At 74.5% G+C, this 18,164-nt stretch carries 19 protein-coding genes; 6 read left to right on the forward strand and 13 right to left on the reverse strand.

Annotation, left to right across the window (positions count from 1 at the left end):
* Positions 1–20 precede the first annotated feature (20 nt).
* The 4 genes from ACIF6L_RS01705 to ACIF6L_RS01720 all read right to left on the reverse strand — a co-directional run bounded on the left by ACIF6L_RS01705 (position 21) and on the right by ACIF6L_RS01720 (position 3,635).
* Positions 21–1,355 carry a glutamyl-tRNA reductase gene (locus ACIF6L_RS01705; protein ID WP_352286190.1) on the reverse strand — a complete coding sequence of 445 codons (1,335 nt, stop codon included), beginning with the start codon at positions 1,353–1,355 and terminating at the stop codon, positions 21–23.
* A 100-nt stretch (positions 1,356–1,455) separates the two neighbouring features.
* On the reverse strand, positions 1,456–2,355 hold the full coding sequence (locus ACIF6L_RS01710) for a redox-sensing transcriptional repressor Rex (protein ID WP_329488305.1): 900 nt from the start codon (positions 2,353–2,355) through the stop codon (positions 1,456–1,458).
* 101 nt (positions 2,356–2,456) lie between these two features.
* On the reverse strand, positions 2,457–3,170 hold the full coding sequence (locus ACIF6L_RS01715) for an exonuclease domain-containing protein (RefSeq protein WP_396485768.1): 714 nt from the start codon (positions 3,168–3,170) through the stop codon (positions 2,457–2,459).
* A 180-nt stretch (positions 3,171–3,350) separates the two neighbouring features.
* Positions 3,351–3,635, reverse strand: a complete 285-nt coding sequence (locus ACIF6L_RS01720) for a glutaredoxin family protein (RefSeq protein ID WP_329488307.1) — start codon at positions 3,633–3,635, stop codon at positions 3,351–3,353.
* 152 nt (positions 3,636–3,787) lie between these two features.
* Here ACIF6L_RS01720 and ACIF6L_RS01725 point away from each other — a divergent pair, with 152 nt between their 5' ends.
* The 3 genes from ACIF6L_RS01725 (at position 3,788) to ACIF6L_RS01735 (ending at position 7,772) form a co-directional block, all read left to right on the forward strand.
* Entirely contained in the window at positions 3,788–4,804 is a 1,017-nt protein-coding gene (locus ACIF6L_RS01725) for an HAD family hydrolase (RefSeq protein ID WP_396485770.1), read from the forward strand.
* Between the two features lie 504 nt (positions 4,805–5,308).
* Entirely contained in the window at positions 5,309–6,193 is an 885-nt protein-coding gene (locus tag ACIF6L_RS01730) for an ECF subfamily RNA polymerase sigma factor, BldN family (protein ID WP_396485772.1), read from the forward strand.
* Positions 6,194–6,473: 280 nt separating this feature from the next.
* Positions 6,474–7,772, forward strand: coding sequence for a DUF5667 domain-containing protein (locus ACIF6L_RS01735; protein ID WP_396485774.1), 1,299 nt, complete (start codon positions 6,474–6,476; stop codon positions 7,770–7,772).
* 201 nt (positions 7,773–7,973) lie between these two features.
* Here the strand turns inward: ACIF6L_RS01735 and ACIF6L_RS01740 are convergent, their stop codons facing one another.
* From ACIF6L_RS01740 to ACIF6L_RS01765, 6 genes are all read right to left on the reverse strand, one after another.
* On the reverse strand, positions 7,974–8,984 hold the full coding sequence (locus ACIF6L_RS01740) for a lysophospholipid acyltransferase family protein (RefSeq protein WP_352286180.1): 1,011 nt from the start codon (positions 8,982–8,984) through the stop codon (positions 7,974–7,976).
* A 7-nt stretch (positions 8,985–8,991) separates the two neighbouring features.
* On the reverse strand, positions 8,992–10,086 hold the full coding sequence (locus ACIF6L_RS01745; RefSeq protein WP_396486178.1) for an NAD-dependent epimerase/dehydratase family protein: 1,095 nt from the start codon (positions 10,084–10,086) through the stop codon (positions 8,992–8,994).
* Between the two features lie 147 nt (positions 10,087–10,233).
* Positions 10,234–10,332, reverse strand: coding sequence for a 30S ribosomal protein bS22 (locus ACIF6L_RS01750; protein WP_003948845.1), 99 nt, complete (start codon positions 10,330–10,332; stop codon positions 10,234–10,236).
* Between the two features lie 190 nt (positions 10,333–10,522).
* Positions 10,523–10,732, reverse strand: a complete 210-nt coding sequence (locus tag ACIF6L_RS01755) for a helix-turn-helix domain-containing protein (RefSeq protein ID WP_148644250.1) — start codon at positions 10,730–10,732, stop codon at positions 10,523–10,525.
* Between the two features lie 226 nt (positions 10,733–10,958).
* Complete coding sequence (locus ACIF6L_RS01760; protein WP_396485776.1) at positions 10,959–12,155, reverse strand: acetoin utilization protein AcuC; 1,197 nt, start codon at positions 12,153–12,155, stop codon at positions 10,959–10,961.
* An 87-nt stretch (positions 12,156–12,242) separates the two neighbouring features.
* On the reverse strand, positions 12,243–12,620 hold the full coding sequence (locus ACIF6L_RS01765) for an HGxxPAAW family protein (protein ID WP_396485778.1): 378 nt from the start codon (positions 12,618–12,620) through the stop codon (positions 12,243–12,245).
* Between the two features lie 129 nt (positions 12,621–12,749).
* Here ACIF6L_RS01765 and ACIF6L_RS01770 point away from each other — a divergent pair, with 129 nt between their 5' ends.
* On the forward strand, positions 12,750–13,229 hold the full coding sequence (locus tag ACIF6L_RS01770) for a MarR family transcriptional regulator (RefSeq protein WP_396485780.1): 480 nt from the start codon (positions 12,750–12,752) through the stop codon (positions 13,227–13,229).
* A 24-nt stretch (positions 13,230–13,253) separates the two neighbouring features.
* Here ACIF6L_RS01770 and ACIF6L_RS01775 read toward each other — a convergent pair whose 3' ends face one another.
* The 3 genes from ACIF6L_RS01775 to proC form a co-directional block, all read right to left on the reverse strand.
* A complete protein-coding gene (locus ACIF6L_RS01775; protein WP_329488316.1) occupies positions 13,254–14,459 on the reverse strand; it encodes an MFS transporter in 1,206 nt (401 codons plus the stop codon).
* A 100-nt stretch (positions 14,460–14,559) separates the two neighbouring features.
* Positions 14,560–15,213, reverse strand: a complete 654-nt coding sequence (locus tag ACIF6L_RS01780) for an HAD family hydrolase (protein ID WP_329488317.1) — start codon at positions 15,211–15,213, stop codon at positions 14,560–14,562.
* 22 nt (positions 15,214–15,235) lie between these two features.
* Positions 15,236–16,063, reverse strand: a complete 828-nt coding sequence (gene proC, locus ACIF6L_RS01785) for a pyrroline-5-carboxylate reductase (RefSeq protein ID WP_329488318.1) — start codon at positions 16,061–16,063, stop codon at positions 15,236–15,238.
* 187 nt (positions 16,064–16,250) lie between these two features.
* On the opposite strand from proC, the gene ACIF6L_RS01790 reads away from it, so the two are divergent.
* Positions 16,251–16,700: a hypothetical protein gene (locus ACIF6L_RS01790; RefSeq protein WP_359805142.1), complete on the forward strand. Its 450-nt coding sequence runs from the start codon at positions 16,251–16,253 to the stop codon at positions 16,698–16,700.
* Between the two features lie 114 nt (positions 16,701–16,814).
* Positions 16,815–18,164, forward strand: coding sequence for a hypothetical protein (locus ACIF6L_RS01795; protein WP_396485783.1), 1,350 nt, complete (start codon positions 16,815–16,817; stop codon positions 18,162–18,164).

Consider the following 18,164-nt stretch of genomic DNA (forward strand, 5'->3'; position numbering starts at 1 on the left):
CTCGTGGGATGGCTGACGGTTCATCTGGCGCCCCCGCCCGAAGGCTGGGTGCCGATCGGGGTGCCCGAGACCGCGTGCACGGCCGCCGGGTCGAGGTCGAACAGCTCGCGCAGCGCGTCCGCGTAGGACGCGCCGCCCGGCTCGGCGGCGAGCTGCTTCACCCGCACGGTGGGGGCGTGCAGCAGCTTGTCGACGACACGGCGGACGGTCTGGGTGATCTCGGCGCGGGACCGCTCGTCCAGGGCGGGCAGCCGCGAGTCGAGACGGCCCAGCTCGGCGGCGACCACGTCGGAGGCCATCGCCCGCAGCGCCACCACGGTCGGGGCGATCCGGGCGGCCCGCTGGGCGGCGCCGAAGGCGGCGACCTCGTCGGCGACGATGCCGGAGACGGCGTCGACGTCGCCCGCGCCGGGGGTGGCGGCGTGGGCCTGCGAGAGGCTCTCCAGGTCGACCAGGAGCGCGCCGGGCAGCTCGTGCACGGCGTGGTCGACGTCCCGCGGCATGGCGAGGTCGAGCAGGGCGAGCGGGGTCCCGCCGGCGCGTGCGGCGACCGCCGCGGCGACGTCCTCGGCCCCGATCACCACGCCGGCCGCGCCGGTGCAGGAGATCACCAGGTCGACGTCGGCCAGCGCCTCGGGCACCTTGGCCAGCTCGACCGTCCGCGCCACGTCGGCGCCGAGGATCTCGACCAGGCGCTCGGCGCGCTCGGGGGTCCGGTTGGCGACCAGCAGATCGGTGACGCCGGCGCGGACCAGCGTGGCGGCGGCCAGCGAGCTCATCGAGCCCGCCCCGACCACCAGGGCGCGCTTGCCCGCGATCTCGCCCGCGCCGGCCGCGACCTGCTCCAGGCCGAAGGTGACCAGCGACTGGCCGGCCTTGTCGATGCCGGTCTCGCTGTGCGCCCGCTTGCCGACCCGCAGGGCCTGCTGGAACAGCTCGTTCAGGCCGCGCCCGGCGGTGTGCTGCTCCTGGGCCTTGGCCAGCGCGTCGCGCAGCTGGCCGAGGATCTGCCCCTCGCCGACCACCATCGAGTCCAGGCCGCAGGCCACCGAGAAGAGGTGGTGGACGGCGCGGTCCTCGTAGTGGACGTAGAGGTGGGAGGTCAGCTCCTCCAGGTCCACTCCGCTGTGGTGGGCCAGCAGCAGCGAGAGCTCGGCGACGCCGGCGTGGAACTTGTCCACGTCCGCGTACAGCTCGATCCGGTTGCAGGTGTTCAGCAGCGCCGCCTCGGCGACGGTCGCGGTGGCCGCCGCGTCGTGCAGCAGCCGGGTCGGGACGTCACCGGTCAGGGCGGCGCGCTCCAGCACGCCGACCGGGGCGGTGCGGTGGCTCAGGCCTACGACGAGGAGGCTCATGCCCGCCCCCCGGTGCCACGGATCCCGCACCGCACGCGCCCGGCCCGCTGCGACCGACGACCGCTCCGCACCACGCGCACCTTCCCGATGGTTCGCTCGCTCACGCCGGCATCACCGCGGAGAGCTCGCCCTCGCCGCCGGCCTTGCCGGGCTTGGCCTTGGCCGGCGCCTCGTCGTCCTTGGCCGGCTCGGCGGCCGGACGGGCCTTGCCGGAGCCGGCCGCGGCGCGGCGCAGCTTGGCCGCGGCCGCGCGGACCGGGCCGGGGGCGCGGTCCAGCACCGACTCGGTGCGGTCCGGCTCCTCGCCCGCCTTGCGCTGCTCGTGGAAGGCCAGGATCTGCAGCTCGATGGAGAGGTCCACCTTGCGCACGTCCACGCCGTCCGGAACGGTGAGCACCGTCGGGGCGAAGTTCAGGATGCTGGTGACACCGGCCTCGACCAGGCGGTCGCAGACCTGCTGGGCGGCGCCGGGCGGGGTGGTGATGACACCGATCGAGACGTGCTGGTTCTCCACGATGGACTCCAGTTCGTCCATGTGGCGCACCGGCAGCCCGGCGGCGCTGCTGCCGACCACGGCCGGGTCGGCGTCCAGCAGGGCCGCCACCCGGAACCCGCGGGACGCGAAGCCGCCGTAGTTGGCGAGCGCGTGGCCGAGGTTCCCGATGCCGACGATGACGACGGGCCAGTCCTGGGTCAGGCCCAGCTCGCGGGAGATCTGGTAGACGAGGTACTCGACGTCGTAGCCGACGCCGCGGGTCCCGTACGAGCCCAGGTAGGAGAAGTCCTTGCGCAGCTTCGCGGAGTTCACGCCGGCGGCGGCCGCCAGCTCCTCCGAGGAGACGGTCGGCACGGAACGCTCGGAGAGCGCGGTGAGTGCCCGCAGGTAGAGGGGAAGGCGGGCGACGGTCGCCTCCGGGATGCCCCGGGCACGCGAGGGTCGGCGCGCGGCGCCCTGGTCGGGCGTCTGCGAACTGCTCTGTGGTGATCGGCCGATTGCCACGGTGCTCCTGTGGGTGAAGCTGGGCTTTGGCAGCCAGGCTATGCGTTTGTGAACGTGTGCACAAAGATGGTGTCCGATTTGTCCCCGCACAGTGATGCGCATCACGCCGACGAGTCCATAGCACCGGTCCCCGTCGGCACCGCCGCCGGGGGCTGCGCACCGGGCGGGCGGAGGCCGCACGGCGGCTCCCGGCGGAGCTGCGGGACGACCGCCCCGGCGGCGCCCGAGCGGGCCCGGCCCAGCCTCGGCCACGGCACCCGGGCCGCCTCGCGCAGGGGCGCCGCCCAGTCGTCGGGCGGGCAGGAGGGCGCGTCCAGACAGTGCCGGAGCAGCCCGGCGGTGGCCCGGGCGTCGCCCAGCGCGGTGTGCGCGGGGAACCGTCCCAGCCCGGCCGCCTCCGTGCAGGCCGCCAGGCCGAAGCCGCCCGCCTCCGACAGGTGGGCGCGGGCCAGCCGCATCGTGCAGAGCAGCGGGACGGGCGGCAGGGCCACCCCGATCCGGGCGAACTCGCGATCGAGGAAGGCGTGGTCGCAGGTCACGTGGTGGCCGACCAGCACCCGGCCGGCCAGCAGCTCCAGCAGCCGCGGCGCGACCTCGCGGAACCGGGGGGCGCCCTCCACGTCGGCCTGGGCTATCCGGTGCACATGGGTGGGGCCGACCGGACCGGCCGGATCCAGCAGGGTGCAGAACTCGCCCTCGGGGCGGAGCCGCTCGTCCAGCAGGACGACGGCGACCTCGACCACCCGGTGCCGCCACGGGCTGCGGCCGGTCGTCTCCACGTCCACCACCGCGAAGCCCCCGCCGGCTGCGGGCACGGGCGTCCCTGGGGTCGGACCGGGAAGCATGGCGGCACTCCTCGTGTGCTCAGCCCCCCATGGGCGCAGACGAGTTCGATCGTAAGCCGACGAACATCGCCGTTCCCAGGCCCGGTACGGGATTCTTCACAACGATTCGGCGAACCGCCCCCGCCGGTCGGCGGGGGCGGTTCGCCGCCGTCAGGCGCCGAGCGCGGCGCGCAGGCGGCGCTCGTCGACCCGCCAGAAGTCGTGCTGACGCCCGTCGATCAGGGTGACCGGGATCTGCTCCCAGTACGCGCGGTACAGCTCCTCGTCCTGGGTGATGTCCTTCTCCTCGAAGGTCGCGCCCAGCTCGCCGGTCACCCGCACGATCACCTCCCGGGCGTCGTCGCAGAGGTGGCAGCCCGGCTTGCCGACCAGGGTCACGGTGCGGTCGGCCGGCTCGGGGCTCTGGTTCTTGTCACGTCGCAGCAGTGGGCTCACCCCGCCATTGTGCGCCCGCCTCACACCGGCCCCGACGCCCGGCCGGCCCGGGCACCGCCCGCCCGGGACCCGGCGCCGGACCGGTCGCTGTTCACCCGGTGGGCACGTCGCCGTCACGGCTCCTCCCGGCCCGGCTCGATATGCTCGACGGCATGGCCGTGCTCCGAAGGCTCACCCAGTCAAGGCGTTCCACCACCGAGCGGAACGCCCTGGCCGGCGAGGCCGCGGCCGAGGCCGCGGAGGCCGCCCTGCGGGCCGCCACGGACGCCCCGCACGACCCGGACGCCCCCGCCACGCCGACCACCGCGCACGCGGCGACCGCCCCGGACGGCTCCGACGAGCGGCCCGCGAAGGCCCCCAAGGCACCCGCCGGCAACCACACCCCCGAGCGGGACGACCCGCGCGCCGCCGCCTTCTTCGACTGCGACAACACCATCCTGCGCGGCGCCGCGATCTTCTACCTCGGCGTCGGCCTCTACCGCCGCGGCTTCCTCACCCGCCGCGACATCGCCCGGTTCGCCTGGCAGCAGGCCTGGTTCCGGCTGCACGGCACCGAGGATCCGGACCACATGGCCGACGCCCAGCACACCGCGCTCGGCCTCGTCGCCGGCAAGCGCACCGCCGAACTCGAAGCCATCTGCGAGGAGGTCTTCGAGGAGGTCATCGCCGAGAAGATCTGGCCCGGCACCCGGGCCCTGGTCCAGATGCACCTGGACGCCGGCCAGCGGGTCTGGCTGGTCACCGCCGCACCGCTGGAGGTGGCCCGGGTGATCGCCCGGCGGCTGGGCATGACCGGCGCGCTCGGCACCGTCGCCGAGGCCCGGGGCGGCCTGTACACCGGCCGGCTGGTCGGCGACCTGCTGCACGGGCCCGCCAAGGCGGCCGCCGTCGGCGCGCTGGCCCGGCGCGAGCGGCTCGACCTGGAGCGCTGCGCCGCGTACAGCGACTCGGCCAACGACATCCCGATGCTCTCGCTGGTCGGCCACCCGTACGTGGTGAACCCGGACGGCGCGCTGCGCCGCCACGCCCGGGCCCAGGGCTGGCGGGTGCGGGACTTCCGGACCGGGCGCAAGGCGGCCCTGGTCGGGCTCCCGGCCGCCGCCGCGCTCGGGGTGGCCGCCGGGGCGACGGCCGCCGGCATCGCCCTGCAGCGCCGCCACCGCGCCTGAGCCGCGGACCGGACCGGGGCGGGGGCCACGCCCGGCGGCCACCGCCGAACCACCCCCCTTCGAGGGTGACCGGCCGTCAATCCGTACACCGAACATGGCCCCCGTACGGGCTAACTACCCTCCACCGGCCGGGAGCCCGAAGAGCCTGAACGAAGCTGTCACTGGGTGACCGGTTCTGATCGTTCGTCAGACGGGGAAAGTCGGGGGTTACCAAGGCCAACCAAGGGGAAACCGGCCGTCCGACCGCCTAATTGGTCACCCGGTGCACATGTTCGATCACGTTGAGCCGGATGAACGATGACACGTTCGGTCAGTGTCAGCCGAATATGCACGCCATGTGGATCCCAAACGACCACTTCGACCACACGGTGTAGCTGTCATTGCACAAAGCGTTATTCTCTCCTGGATGCACGTCACCCACGCGCCCCGCTCGAACGGGCGGCGCGGGCGTGCTCTCCGCGCAGGCGGAGGTGATCCGTCCACAGTTCTGCCTCTGGGAGTCCCGTGTACCCACCCGTCCGGAACGACGCGCCTGCACCCTCCCGCCCGTCGCCCGCCACCCTGCGCTCCCGCACCAGCCTGCGCGGCCGCCCGGCCTCGGCCCGGCAGATCTCCACCGGCCTGGAACTGTTGCGCACCCTGCTCCGCAGCCAGCTCGCCACCTCACCCCAACTGGTGCCCGCCGGAGTCCCGTTCGGCCAGCAGCCGCAGCCGGCCGGTCTCGCCCTGCGCACCACGGCCGCCGGCTCCACCGGAACCGGCTCGCGCGGACGGACCGGAGCCAGCGGCAGCAGCGGCCGCAGCCGGGCACGGACGGCCCCGGCCCCCGGCTACGAGACCGAGCACAACCCGATCATGGAGCTGGTCGAGCGGGCCCAGGCCGGCGAGAGCGACGCCTTCGGCAGCCTCTACGACCACTACGCGGACACCGTCTACCGCTACATCTACTACCGGGTCGGGAGCCGGGCCACCGCCGAGGACCTCACCAGCGAGACCTTCCTCCGCGCCCTGCGCCGGATCGGCACCTTCACCTGGCAGGGCCGCGACTTCGGCGCCTGGCTGGTGACCATCGCCCGCAACCTGGTGGCCGACCACTTCAAGTCCAGCCGGTTCCGGCTGGAGGTCACCACCGGGGAGATGCTCGACTCCAACGAGTGCGAACGCAGCCCGGAGGACTCGGTACTGGAGTCGCTCTCCAACGCGGCGCTGCTGGACGCGGTGCGGCGGCTCAACCCGCAGCAGCAGGAGTGCGTCACGCTCCGCTTCCTGCAGGGGCTCTCGGTGGCCGAGACGGCCCGGATCATGGGCAAGAACGAGGGCGCCATCAAGACGCTCCAGTACCGCGCGGTACGGACGCTGGCCCGGCTGCTGCCGCCCGACGCGCGGTGAGCGGCGCGAAGACCGGGGGCGGCGCCGCGGACGGCACCGGCGAGATATCCGGCGGGCCGTCACCGACGGCGGCGGTCCGACACGTCCGGGTGAACGGTCGATCCGATGATCAGCCGTGCGTAACCGACCGCCCGCACCGCTCGTTGGCCAGCGTGCAAGCCTCCACCAGGCGTACGGTCAAGTCGAATTGCGACCTCTCACCCGATGGAGTGGCTTTGGCCCGCCGAGGCAACCGTCCGGCAGGCCGGGGTGTCGACAACGACGAAGGGAGGTGTGGCCCGTGACGGCAAACGTGCTGGAGCACCGGCGGGCGAAGGCCTTCGCCGAGGCGCTGGAGGCCCACCAGGCAGAGGAACGCGGCGCCGCCGGTTCCGCGGCGGCCAACGCCGCTTCCACCGGCGCCGGTTCGGCCGCGATGGCGGAGCTGGTCGGCATGGTCGGCGCACTCGGCGCGCTGCCCGGACCGGCACTGGACCAGGAGGTCCGAACGGTCCAACGCGCTCAGCTGATGGCCGCGTTCGAGCAGGTCTTCGCCGGTGGGCCGGGTGCCGCGGTGCCCCGCCAGCGCGGCCACCGGGCGGTCCGGACCGCCCCGCGCGGCCGCTGGAGCCGCCGGTTCGCGATCGGCGGCCTGGTCGCCGGGCTCGCCGTCGGCAGCCTCGCCGGCGCGGCCGCCGCGAGCGCCAACGCCCTCCCCGGGGACACGCTGTACGGCATGAAGCGCGGTCTGGAAGGGCTCCGGCTCGACCTCGCGGACACCGACAGCGAGCGCGGCGAGCTGCTGCTGGACAACGCGGCCACCCGGCTCGGCGAGGCGAAGAGCCTGGTCGGCCGGACGGACCCGGGCGGCTCGCTCAGCCCGGGCACCGTCGACCAGGTCCGCAGGGCGCTCGACGACATGCACGCCGACGCCCTCAAGGGCCGCGACCTGCTGCGCTCGGTCTACCGCAGCAACGGCTCGCTGGACCCGATGCGGGCCCTGGCCGGTTTCGCCCAGGACGAGGACGGCCACTGGACGGAGCTGCAGAGCAAGCTGCCCGTCCAGCTGACCTCGCAGGCCCACCTGGTGGACCAGCTGTTCGACGACATAAGCGAGGACGTCGCGCCCCTGCGACTGGCCCAGCCCCCCGCCAAGAGCGGTGGACCGGCCGGCAGCGGGGCGGGCGGCGGCGCGGGTCACCCGGCCGACGGCGGCTCGCAGGGCGACGCCCCGGCCGTCGGCGGCAACGCCGCACCGGGCGCCGGGACGGCCCAGGGCGGCACGGGCAGCGCGAACGGTGGCAAGCCCGGCAGCACCGAGCGGGCACCGTCCGCCGGGGCGAGCACGCCCGGTGGCGGCGCCGGTGCGCCCAGCAGCGCACCGAGCAACGCGGCGGGCGCGGTCGGCGGGCTGGTCGACAACCTCACCAGCGGGCTGACCGGTCAGAAGCCCTCACCGAGCGCGGACCCGGCACCGGACCAGGCGGCCCCGCAGCCGTCCGGCTCGCCCAGTGCCGCGCCCGGCACGGCACCGCAGGGTGTCGACGTGCCGCCGCTGATCCCCGGGCTGCTGCCCGGTCTGCGGATCCTCGGCGGCTGAACGGGCTGCATCGGCTGCATCGGCTGAATCAGCTCGACCGGCCGGACGGGCCGATCCGGCCGAACCGCCGGACGGTCGACGGGCCGGTGGTGCGTACGGCGTGAGCCGCCCCGCACCACCGGCCCCGCGACGCGGGAGGGGCCCGGCGGTATCCGCCGGGCCCCTCCCGCGTCCGTGCCTCACGGGCACCGGCGGACGGCCTCAGAAGAACACCGAACGCCGCTGCACCAGCAGCTTGTAGAGGGTGTGCTGGATGGTCTCGCGCACCTCGTCGGCGAGGTCGAAGGTCAGCATCGGATCGTCCGCCGCCTCCACCGGGTGGCCGTCGGTGGCGATCGGCTCGCCGAACTGGATCGTCCACTTGGTCGGCAGCGGCACCGCGCCGAGCGGCCCGAGCCACGGGAAGGTCGGCGTCACCGGCACGTACGGCAGCCCCAGCAGCCGGGCCAGCGTCCGGAAGTTGCCGATCATCGGATAGGTCTCCTCCGCCCCGACGATCGCGCAGGGGACGATCGGCACCCGGGCCCGCAGCGCCGAGGAGACGAAGCCGCCGCGCCCGAAGCGCTGCAGCTTGTACCGCTCGGAGAAGGGCTTGCCGATGCCCTTGAAGCCCTCCGGCCAGACCCCGACCAGCTCGCCGCGCTCCAGCAGCGCCTGGGCGTCCTCGTTGCAGGCCAGCGTGTGACCGGCCTTGCGGGCCAGCTCGTTGATGCCGGGCAGCACGAAGACCAGGTCGGCGGCGAGCATCCGCAGGTACCGCCGGCTCGGGTGGTGGTCGTGGATGGCGACCTGGGTCATCAGGGCGTCCAACGGGATCGTCCCGGAGTGGTTGGCGACGATCAGCGCGCCGCCCTCGGCCGGGATGTTCTCGATCCCGCGCACCTCGACCCGGAAGTACTTCTCGGCGAGCGGGCGCAGCAGCGAGAGCAGCACCTCCTCGGTGAGCTCGCGGTCGAAGCCGAACTCGTCCACCTCGTAGTCACCGGTGACCCGGCGGCGCAGGAAGGCGAGGCGCTCGGCGGCCCGGCCCTCCCAGCCCTTGCCGAACAGCCGGGTGGCGGCCGGGCCGAGCCGGCCGGCCAGCGCCCCGCCGACGGCGTCGGCGAGCTGGTCGGCCAGGCCGGCGGGGCGGTCGGGCTCGCTCCAGCTCGGCGCGGACTCGATCGGGATGACCTTGGCCTGGCCCGGCGCGTTCTCGGCAGCGGCACTCATCGCGGGTTCAGCTCCTGGGTCGGCTGGCATGGGAACGGGCGGCCCGCGCGTACTCCGGCCCGAGCAGCGCGGCCAGCCCGTCGGTGACGGCGGCGAGCCGCGCGGGCGGCAGCAGGCCGGCGGACTGGGCGGCGGCGAAGTCGGCGAAGGCCTCGGCGGTGGTGAACCGCGGCCGGTAGCCGAAGGTCTCGCGCAGCCGGGCGGTGTCCACCACCCGGCCGTGGGTGAGCAGCCGCAGCTGCTCCGGCGAGAAGTCGACCATCCTGGTCTGCCGGGCCAGCGCCGCCATCCAGCTGATCGCGGGCAGCAACAACGGCAGGGTCGGCCGGCCGAGCCGGCGGGCGCACTGGGAGAGCAGCAGGACGCCCTCCCCCGCCACGTTGAAGGTGCCGGTGTTGACGGTGTCCGGCTCCGGCGGCAGCGCCGCCCGGCAGAGCACCTCGACGACGTCGTCCTCGTGGGCGAACTGCAGCCGGGGGTCGTAGCCGAGGACGGTGGGCAGGACCGGCAGCGCGAAGTACTCGACGAGCGGGGTGTCCGCGCCGGGGCCGACGATGTTGGCGAACCGCAGGACGGTCACCGCGACGTCGGGGCGGCGGCGGGCGAAGCCGCGGACGTAGCCCTCGACCTCCACCGCGTCCTTGGCGAAGCCGCCGCCCGGCAGGTTCTTGGGCTGGGTCCGCTCGGTGAACACGGCCGGGTCGCGCGGCGCCGAGCCGTACACGCCGGTGGTCGACTTCACCACCAGCCGGCGCACTCCGGGGGCCTTCTGGCAGGCGCCGAGCAGCTGCATGGTGCCGATGACGTTGGACTCCTTGACCGAGGAGCGGTTCGTGGAGCCCAGTCCGGTGGCGCTGACGGCGAGGTGGACGACGGTGTCGACCCGGTGCTCGGCGATCACCCGGGCGACCGCCGGGCGGCGCAGGTCCACCTGGTGGAAGCGGTACGGGGCGGCGGGGCCGTCCGGTTCCTCGACGGGGTGCCGGGGCGGCTGCACGTCCACGCCGACCACCAGGTCGACGTCGGGCCGGCGGCGGAGCTCCGCGACGAACCGGGCTCCGAGGTGGCGCGCCACGCCGGTGACGAGCACGACCATGCCCACAGTGCTGCACCCCATTCCTCGGCCTCGGCGGGCCTGCGTGCACCGTACCGCGCCGCCGTGGCGGGCCGTGAGACGACACCGCCCGCCCGGGCCACGAGGGCCTGGACGGGCGGTGGAAGCACCGGGCGCGCAGGGCGCGGCGGGCGCTTACTTCTTGTTGCGACGCTGCACGCGGGTGCGCTTCAGAAGCTTGCGGTGCTTCTTCTTGGCCATACGCTTACGACGCTTCTTGATGACAGAGCCCACGGAACAACCCTCGCTCACTGAGACTCCCGTCCGTGAGAGACGGAGTCCATACGACTGACGGAGGGCCTAGCCTACCGTCCACGCGGCCAGGGCCGTAATCGTGCTCCCCGGACCGGGAAACTCGCGGGAAATCCGCGGCAAACGAGCGCGGGGGCCACCGGCTGTGACCCCCGCCCACGTCAGCCGAGTCCTACGCGCTTTCGAGCCGCACGTAGGACTCCTTGAGGTACTCGTGCACCGCCTGCTGGGGCACCCGGAAGGACCGACCGACCCGGATGGCCGGCAGCTCTCCGCTGTGCACCAATCGGTACACCGTCATCTTGGACACCCGCATGACCGCGGCCACTTCGGCCACGGTCAGGAAGACGACTTCCTGCAGGGGGCGTTCGCCGGAACTCATGACCATCACCCGACCCTTACCCGTGTGCAAGGCACCGGCTTCCCCTCCGGTGACTCCACCGGCACACGTGTATCCCCAGAGTAGTTATGGGTGGTACCAGTGGGAAGAGGGAGAAGCCCAGTCCTCGTACGGTGAGAGATAGTCCTGTTGCAGTACGTAGTCACTCGGCGGTCTGTCGCAGGGGTCGTGCGCACCGCCCGGCGCCTCCACAACCGGGGGCCGGGATTCAGGGCAGCAGGCCGTGGTGCGGCAGCACGGCGCGGCGGCTGGCCAGGATCGCCTGGTCGAGGCGGTCGGCCGGATCGTATCCCGCGTCGAAGTCCCGCCAGACCGGCCGGGCGCCGTCGGTCATCCGCAGCGGGGCCGGCCGGCGGGTGCGCCGGTAGACCTCGGCGCGCCAGGCCTCCGGGGTCTCGGTGGCCGGGTCGACGGGCCGGCCGGCGGCGGTGGCGACCAGATGGGTCCAGGTCCGCGGGACGACGTCCACGACGGCGTACCCGCCGCCGCCCAGCGCGATCCAGCGGCCGTCGGCGTGCTCGTGGGCCAGGGCGTGCAGTTCCTGGGCGATCATCCGCTGGGCGTCCACGGTGACGGCGAGGTGGGCGAGCGGGTCCTCCAGGTGGGTGTCCGCGCCGTGCTGGGTGACCAGCACCTGCGGGCGGAAGGCGGCCAGCAGTTCGGGCACCAGGGCGTGGAAGGCGCGCAGCCAGCCGGAGTCACCGGTACCGGCCGGCAGCGGCAGGTTGGCCGCCGAGCCGGGCGCGGCCGGGCCGCCGGTCTCGGTGGCCCAGCCGGTCTGCGGGAAGAGCGTGGCGGGGTGCTCGTGCAGCGAGACGGTGAGCACCCGGGGGTCGTCCCAGAACGCCTGCTGGACGCCGTCCCCGTGGTGGACGTCCACGTCGACGTAGGCGACCCGCTCGGCGCCGAGTTCGAGCAGCCGGGCGATGGCGAGCGCGGGGTCGTTGTAGATGCAGAAGCCGGACGCCCGGGCGGGCATCGCGTGGTGCAGTCCGCCCGCGAAGTTGACGGCGTGCGGGGTCTCGCCGCGCCAGACCGCCTCGGCGGCGGCGACCGACTGCCCGGCGATCAGCGCGGAGGCGGAGTGGACGGCGGGGAAGGCCCAGTTGTCGTCGGTGCCGAGCCCGTGCCGCAGGTCCACCTCCTCGGGGTGGGCGGCCGCGTGCTTGACCGCCGCGACGTACTCCCGGGTGTGCACCAGCCGCAGGGTTGAGTCGCCGGCGGGCGGTGCGGACCGGACGGTGACGCCGGGCCCCGCGCTCAGCCCGAGGGACTCCACCAGGCGCATGGTGAGCGCCAGCCGGTCCGGGTCCATCGGGTGGCCGGGACCGAAGTCGTAGGCGGTGACGGCCTCGTCCCAGAAGAGGTGCAGGCCGCAGGGGGTGTCACGCTCGGCTTCGGGCATGGCGTCCACGGTAGTGCGTGCGCGCGCCGCGACCGCCGCCAGGTCACACCCCCCGGGGGCCGGTGGACGGCCCGCCCGGGCGCGGGCCTACCTCCGGGAGAGCCGGGCGGCCGGGCCCGGCGCGGGTGCCGGCGCGGGCGCCGGTGCGGGCGCGGCGGCGACGCCGGTGCGGCCCGCCAGCCGGCAGCCGAGGCAGTCGGCGTGGCCGGCCCGGGCGGCGGTGTCCCGGGTGCGCCAGTGCCGGCGGCCGGCCGGGCGGGGCCCGGTGGCCTTGCCCCAGCCCGCGAGGTGCAGCAGCCAGGCGGCGGGCGCGCCGGCCGCGGCGACGGCGAGGCCGGTCCAGAACGCGGCGGCCGAGCCCGCCGCGAAGGCCACCCCGGCGACCGCGCTGCCGGCGATCGCGATCGCGACACCCGTCCAGCCGGCGACGGTGTGGCCCATGTCGTGCTCGTCGTGTGCGCCCATGTCTCCCTCTTTGGTGTGATGGGGTTCCGCTGTGATGGGCTTCGCGGACGGTCGGCGCGCCCGGGGAGCGGGCCGCGACCGACGTTTTATCTCGCGAGCTAAGCAACTTAGATACTAAGGAGATGCTCCGTGGAGGGCAAGCCGCGCCCGCGGGCGACGACCGAGCAGGCGCAGTACGCGATGGACCGGATGATCGCGCTCGCCCAGTTCGGACAGCAGGACGTCGCCGCCCGGCTCGGGCTGAACGTCACCGACCTCACCTGCCTCGGCTTCGTCATCGAGGCGGCCATGGCCGGGGAGCCGCTCGCCGCCGGCGACCTCGCCGAGCGGGCGCAGCTCACCACCGGCGCGGTGACGGGCGTGCTCAACCGGCTGGAGAAGTCCGGGTACGCCCGACGCGAGGCCGACCCGACCGACCGCCGCCGGGTACGGGTGGTGATGGAGGACTCCGCGCAGGCCCGCATCCTCCAGGTCTACGGCCCGATGTACGAGCGGTTCGGCCGCCTGTTCGCCGACTACACCCCGGACGAGATCGCCGTGCTCGCGGACTGGTTCACCCGCGCCAAGGCCCTGATGCGGGAGTCGCTGGACGAGATCCGCGAAGGCTGAGCGCCACGCGGCGCGGCGCCGCCGTCAGGCCCGCGCCGGGACGAGCGCCGGGGCGGGGGCGAAGCGGTCGGCCAGCGGGAGGACGGCGAGCACCAGGAGCATCGGGGCGAGCAGCGCCCAGCGGTACGAACTGGCGTCGGCGATCGCGCCCACCAGCGGCGAACCGATCAGGAAGCCCACGTAGTTGAAGAGGTTGAGCCGGGCCACGGCGGCGTCCGAGTCGTCCGGGAGGAGCCGCCCGCCGGCCGCGAAGACCTGCGGGATGATCGCGCAGATCCCGAAGCCGAGCACGGTGAACCCGGCGATGCCGGCGGCCGCACCGGGCGCGGCGGCGGCGATCGCGAAGCCCAGCGCGGCCAGCGCGGCGCCGCCGCGGACCACCGGGACGGCGCCCCAGCGCTGCACCGCGCGGTCGCCCAGCGCACGGCCGAGCAGCATCGCCACCATGTAGCCGAGGTAGGACAGCTTCGCCACGTCCTCGGCGCTGCCCAGGCCGTCGGTGAGGTACTTGACGCTGTAGTTGGAGACCGAGGCGTCGGCGATGTACGCGAAGGCCATCGCCAGGCAGAGCGGCAGCAGCGGCCGCCACGGGACGCTCCGGGCCGCGGCCTCGGCGGCCTCCCGGACGGCGTCACCGAGCTCGGCGGGCCCGGCGAACCGCGTCCCGGCCAGCACCGCGAGCGGGGCGATCACCACGGCGGCCGTCCCGAACAGCACGGGCAGGCCGAGGTGGTAGTGCGAACCGAGGCCGGTGACCACCGTGCCGAGGATGCCGCCGAGGCTGAACGCGGCGTGGAAGCCGAGCATGATCGAGCGCCCGTAGCGGCGCTGCAGGCCGACCCCGAGCATGTTCATACTGGCGTCCAGCGCGCCGACCAGCAGGCCGAACGCGCCGAGCGCGAGCGCGAGTTGCCAGAGCGTGCGGCCGAACCCGGCGCCGGCCAGGCTGAGGCAGACGGCGGGCTGGACGACCCGCAGCACCGCCCGCGCGCCGGCCCGCCGCACCAGCTGCTCGGAGACGATCGACCCGACGCCGGCCAGGATCGGCACGGCGGCCAGGAAGACCGGCAGCAGCGCGTCGCTCAGCCCGTACCGGTCCTGGATCTCGGGGATGCAGGTGACCAGCAGCGCGAAGGTGACGCCCTGGAGCAGGAAGCTCGCGGTGAGCGCGGCCCGGCCCGCCCGCAGCCGTGGCGGTGCCGCGGCACCGGGCGCCGTCCCGATCTTCACGCACACCTCGCTACTGGCCGGTACAACGATGTTGGCGAGAGCGTAGGGGGTGGCGCGGCTTTTGGGGAGGGGGTGCGCACGCCGGTCCGGGCCCGGCCGCTCAGCCGAGCAGCGCGGCGGCCTCGGCGAGGTCCCCGATCAGCCCGGTGGCGCCCGCCGCCGTCAGCCGCGCCGGGTCGGTGAGCGCCGTGTAGCCGTAGACGTCCATCCCGGCCGCCCGGGCGGCCAGCACGCCGTTGACGCTGTCCTCCAGCACCAGGCAGCGGGCCGGGTCGACGCCGAGGGCGCGGGCGGCGTGCAGGAAGAGGTCGGGGGCCGGCTTGCCGACGCCGACGTCCTGCGCGCTGAAGATCCGCTCCTCGGCGAAGTACCCGCGCAGACCGGTGACGTCGAGGGCGGTGCGGATCCACGCGTGGTGCGCCGAGGAGGCCAGGCAGAACGGCACGGAGCGCTGCCCGAGTTCCTTCAGCAGCGTCTCCGCGCCCCGCACGGCGGTGAGTTCGGCGTCGAAGGCGGCGAACACCCGGCCGTGGAACAGCTCGTCGAAGCCCTCCGGCAGCTTCGCGCCGTCGTGCCGCTCGGCGATCACGTCGTGGATCCGGTGGGCCGCGGTGCCCATGAAGTCCCGGTAGGAGTCCTCGATCGTGGTCGGGTAGCCGAGTTCGGTGAGGTACTCGGCGAGCAACCGGTTGGAGAGCGGCTCGCTGTCCACCAGCACGCCGTCGTTGTCGAAGATCACCAGGTCGTAGGCCATGCGGCCGAGCCTACTGGGCGGCCTACCGGCCGCCGGAGGCCAGCTCCCGGGAGCGGTCCCGGGCCGCCTCCAGGGCGCCCAGCAGCGCGGCCCGCACCCCGTGGTTCTCCAGCTCGCGGATGGCCGCGATGGTGGTGCCGGCCGGCGAGGTGACCGCCTCGCGCAGCTTCACCGGGTGCTCGCCGGAGTCCCGCAGCATCACCGAGGCGCCGATCGCGGACTGCACGATCAGGTCGTGCGCCACGTGCCGGGGCAGGCCGAGCAGGATGCCGGCGTCCGTCATCGCCTCGACCAGGAAGTAGAAGTACGCCGGGCCCGAACCGGAGAGCGCGGTCGCCGCGTCCTGCTGGGACTCCGGCAGCCGCAGCGCCTTGCCGACCGAGCGGAAGATCTCCTCGGCCCGCTCCAGGTGCGCCTCGGTCGCGTGCGAGCCGCCGGAGATCACGCTCATGCCCTCGTCCACCAGGACGGGCGTGTTGGGCATCACCCGGACCACCGGGGTACCGGGCGCCAGCCGCTCCTCGAACCAGGCGGTGGGGATGCCGGCCGCGGCCGAGATGACCAGCCGGTCCGCGCCGACGTGCGGCGCCAGTTCGTCCAGCAGGGTGCCCATGTCCTGCGGCTTCACCGCGAGGATCAGGGTGTCGGCGAGCTTGGCGGCCTCGTGGTTGGCCACCACGCCGACGCCGTACTTCGCGGCCAGCTCGGCGGCCCGCTCCGGCCGGCGGGCGGTCACCAGGACGTCCGCCGGGTCCTTGCCGGCCCGCAGCAGACCGGAGAGCAGGGCCTCCCCGATCTTGCCCGTCCCGAGGAAGGCGATCTTCTGCCCGTGCGCCGCGCCGCTGCCCATGCCCGCTCCTTGCATCCGTTCCTGCCGCCATCCTCGCACCGCTCCCCCGCCCGCGGCGGGACCGTCCACCCTGCGGAAGGGCACGGCGGCGTCCGCCCCGGGGCCGGGCCCGGGGGCGTCCGCCCTAGGGAGAAACTCGGGGTTCTCCCCTATGGCTTCGGGCCGTGCGCGGGCGCACCGTGGAGGCATGGCACACGGAGAGATGTCCCGACGTGAGAACCGGCAAGCCGCCGTCGCCGCCGCGACGCTTGGGCCGTGGCGGACGGCCGCGGGAGTCGGTGCGGTGGTGGGGGCGACCGCCCTGGGGATCGACGCGATCACCGGCGACTGGTCGCTGAGCATGCTGGCCGGACCGGCCGGCTGGGCCCTGTTCTTCTTCTTCCTGGTCGGCACGGTGGGCGGCCAGCTGCGCAAGGACACCACCGACCGGCGGCTGCGCCGGTGGGCGGACGCGCATCCGTGGAAGTCGGCGCTGCCGGCCGCGGGCGGGCTGCTGGTGCTGAACATGCTGGCGCAGACGATCCTCGGGGACGCGGGCCTGTTCGGCGCGTTCTTCCTCTCGCTGCTGCCGGCCGGTCTCCTGCTGGCCGTCGCGGGCGTGGTCGGCTCGGTGAAGCAGGCCCGCGGCAAGGGCTGAGCAACGGCCCGCGAGCCGGACAAAACGGGGTGATTCCCGCACGCCGCACCCGAGTTCACCACACGGTGTGCCCCCGATCGATTCCCTGTCACACCCCGTCGGCATACTGGCGCGATGCCGATAGCCGAAGATCCAGAACCGCGCCCGTCCGAGGGCCGGGCCCCGGACGGGGCGGACCCGTCCGGAGCGGGCGGGAAGGACCCGTTCGCCGACCTCGTCCTGGACGAGGAGTTCGTCCGCGGGGCCGCCGTCAAGGAGCCCGCGGGCCGCACCCGGATGCTCTCCGCCCGGTGGCAGCACACCCCGCCGGTCGACCCGGGCGGCCGGCGCTCGGTGAACGACGGCCTGAGGAAGGCCGGGCGCTTCGGGCGCGCCCCGAAGCCGGTCGACCCCTGGGGCAACGCCCGCCCGCGGCCGCGGTGGCAGGCACCGCTGTACGTGCTGCTGACGGTGGTCGTGCTGCTGGGCGCGCTCAACGTCGACGGCGTGCGCTCCTGGTTCTCGACGACCTTCGGCGCCGCCCCGGACCGGTCCGGCACGTCCGCCGCGCCGGTCGCCCCGGAGACCGCGCGGCCGACCGGCGCGCCCTCACCGGTCGACGAGGAGCAGCCCACCGTCGACCGCCCGTGGGCCGGCTCCCCCGCCAAGGACTGGCCGACCACGATGGACGCCTTCGACCTGCCGCAGGCCCCCGGCGCCATCGGGGTGTTCGGCGCCGAGCAGGTGGCCGCCCAGGTCAAGCTGGTGAAGGACTACCTGGCGGCGGCCAACCTGGATCCGAAGGTGATCGCGGGCGGCCGGCCGGACGCCGCGCTGGCGATGCTGGAGCGGGAGAGCCGGGACAAGCTGGAGATCGCGCTGGCCCGCCCCAGCAAGGAGGACGACCCCACCTCGGCGTTCGACCGCTTCGATCCGCGCGAGGCGGTCCAGGTGGCCGACGGGGTCAGGCTGCAGGGCCGGATCAGCGTCGAGGGCGACGGCGAGAAGGGAGTGGTGGTGCACACCGACTTCACCTACGTCTACGCGCTGCGTCCCGGCCCGGAGGCGGCCCAGCGCGCCACGGCCCAGCGGCCGACGCCGGGCGCCCCGGCGCAGTCCCCGCGGTCGGCGCCGCCCGCGCCGCCCGCGCCCGGGGACGGCGCGGTCAAGCCGGTCGGCCTGCTGCTCCCGGTGGCCGACGTCCCCGGGGACACCCGGACCGCCCGCACCATCGTGCGCAAGACGGAGGACTTCCGGTTCTACGACCCGGGCAAGTACCAGAACAACCCGAAGAAGATCAACTTCGGCAAGCGCCGGTCCGAGGTCGGCAACACCGCCTGCGAGGTCTACGACGGCTTCCTCCACCCGCGGTTCCCCCAGTTCGCCCAGCCGGACCCGGAGCGGACCGGACCGGCCACCGACCCGTACGACCGCTCCAAGGAGCTGACCGCGCGGGGCGAGTGCGGCACGATCACCCGCAGCTGA

Source organism: Kitasatospora sp. NPDC086009 (assembly GCF_044540385.1).
Lineage (GTDB): Bacteria > Actinomycetota > Actinomycetes > Streptomycetales > Streptomycetaceae > Kitasatospora.

Bases quoted from the DNA above. Each gene is read 5' to 3' on its own strand.
- ACIF6L_RS01705 (WP_352286190.1), bottom strand. From the start codon at position 1,355: ATGAGCCTCCTCGTCGTAGGCCTGAGCCACCGCACCGCCCCGGTCGGC.
- ACIF6L_RS01725 (WP_396485770.1), top strand. From the start codon at position 3,788: ATGGCCGTGCTCCGAAGGCTCACCCAGTCAAGGCGTTCCACCACCGAG.
- ACIF6L_RS01740 (WP_352286180.1), bottom strand. From the start codon at position 8,984: ATGAGTGCCGCTGCCGAGAACGCGCCGGGCCAGGCCAAGGTCATCCCG.
- ACIF6L_RS01755 (WP_148644250.1), bottom strand. From the start codon at position 10,732: ATGAGTTCCGGCGAACGCCCCCTGCAGGAAGTCGTCTTCCTGACCGTG.
- ACIF6L_RS01760 (WP_396485776.1), bottom strand. From the start codon at position 12,155: ATGCCCGAAGCCGAGCGTGACACCCCCTGCGGCCTGCACCTCTTCTGG.
- ACIF6L_RS01765 (WP_396485778.1), bottom strand. From the start codon at position 12,620: ATGGGCGCACACGACGAGCACGACATGGGCCACACCGTCGCCGGCTGG.
- ACIF6L_RS01780 (WP_329488317.1), bottom strand. From the start codon at position 15,213: ATGGCCTACGACCTGGTGATCTTCGACAACGACGGCGTGCTGGTGGAC.
- proC (WP_329488318.1), bottom strand. From the start codon at position 16,063: ATGGGCAGCGGCGCGGCGCACGGGCAGAAGATCGCCTTCCTCGGGACG.
- ACIF6L_RS01790 (WP_359805142.1), top strand. From the start codon at position 16,251: ATGGCACACGGAGAGATGTCCCGACGTGAGAACCGGCAAGCCGCCGTC.
- ACIF6L_RS01795 (WP_396485783.1), top strand. From the start codon at position 16,815: ATGCCGATAGCCGAAGATCCAGAACCGCGCCCGTCCGAGGGCCGGGCC.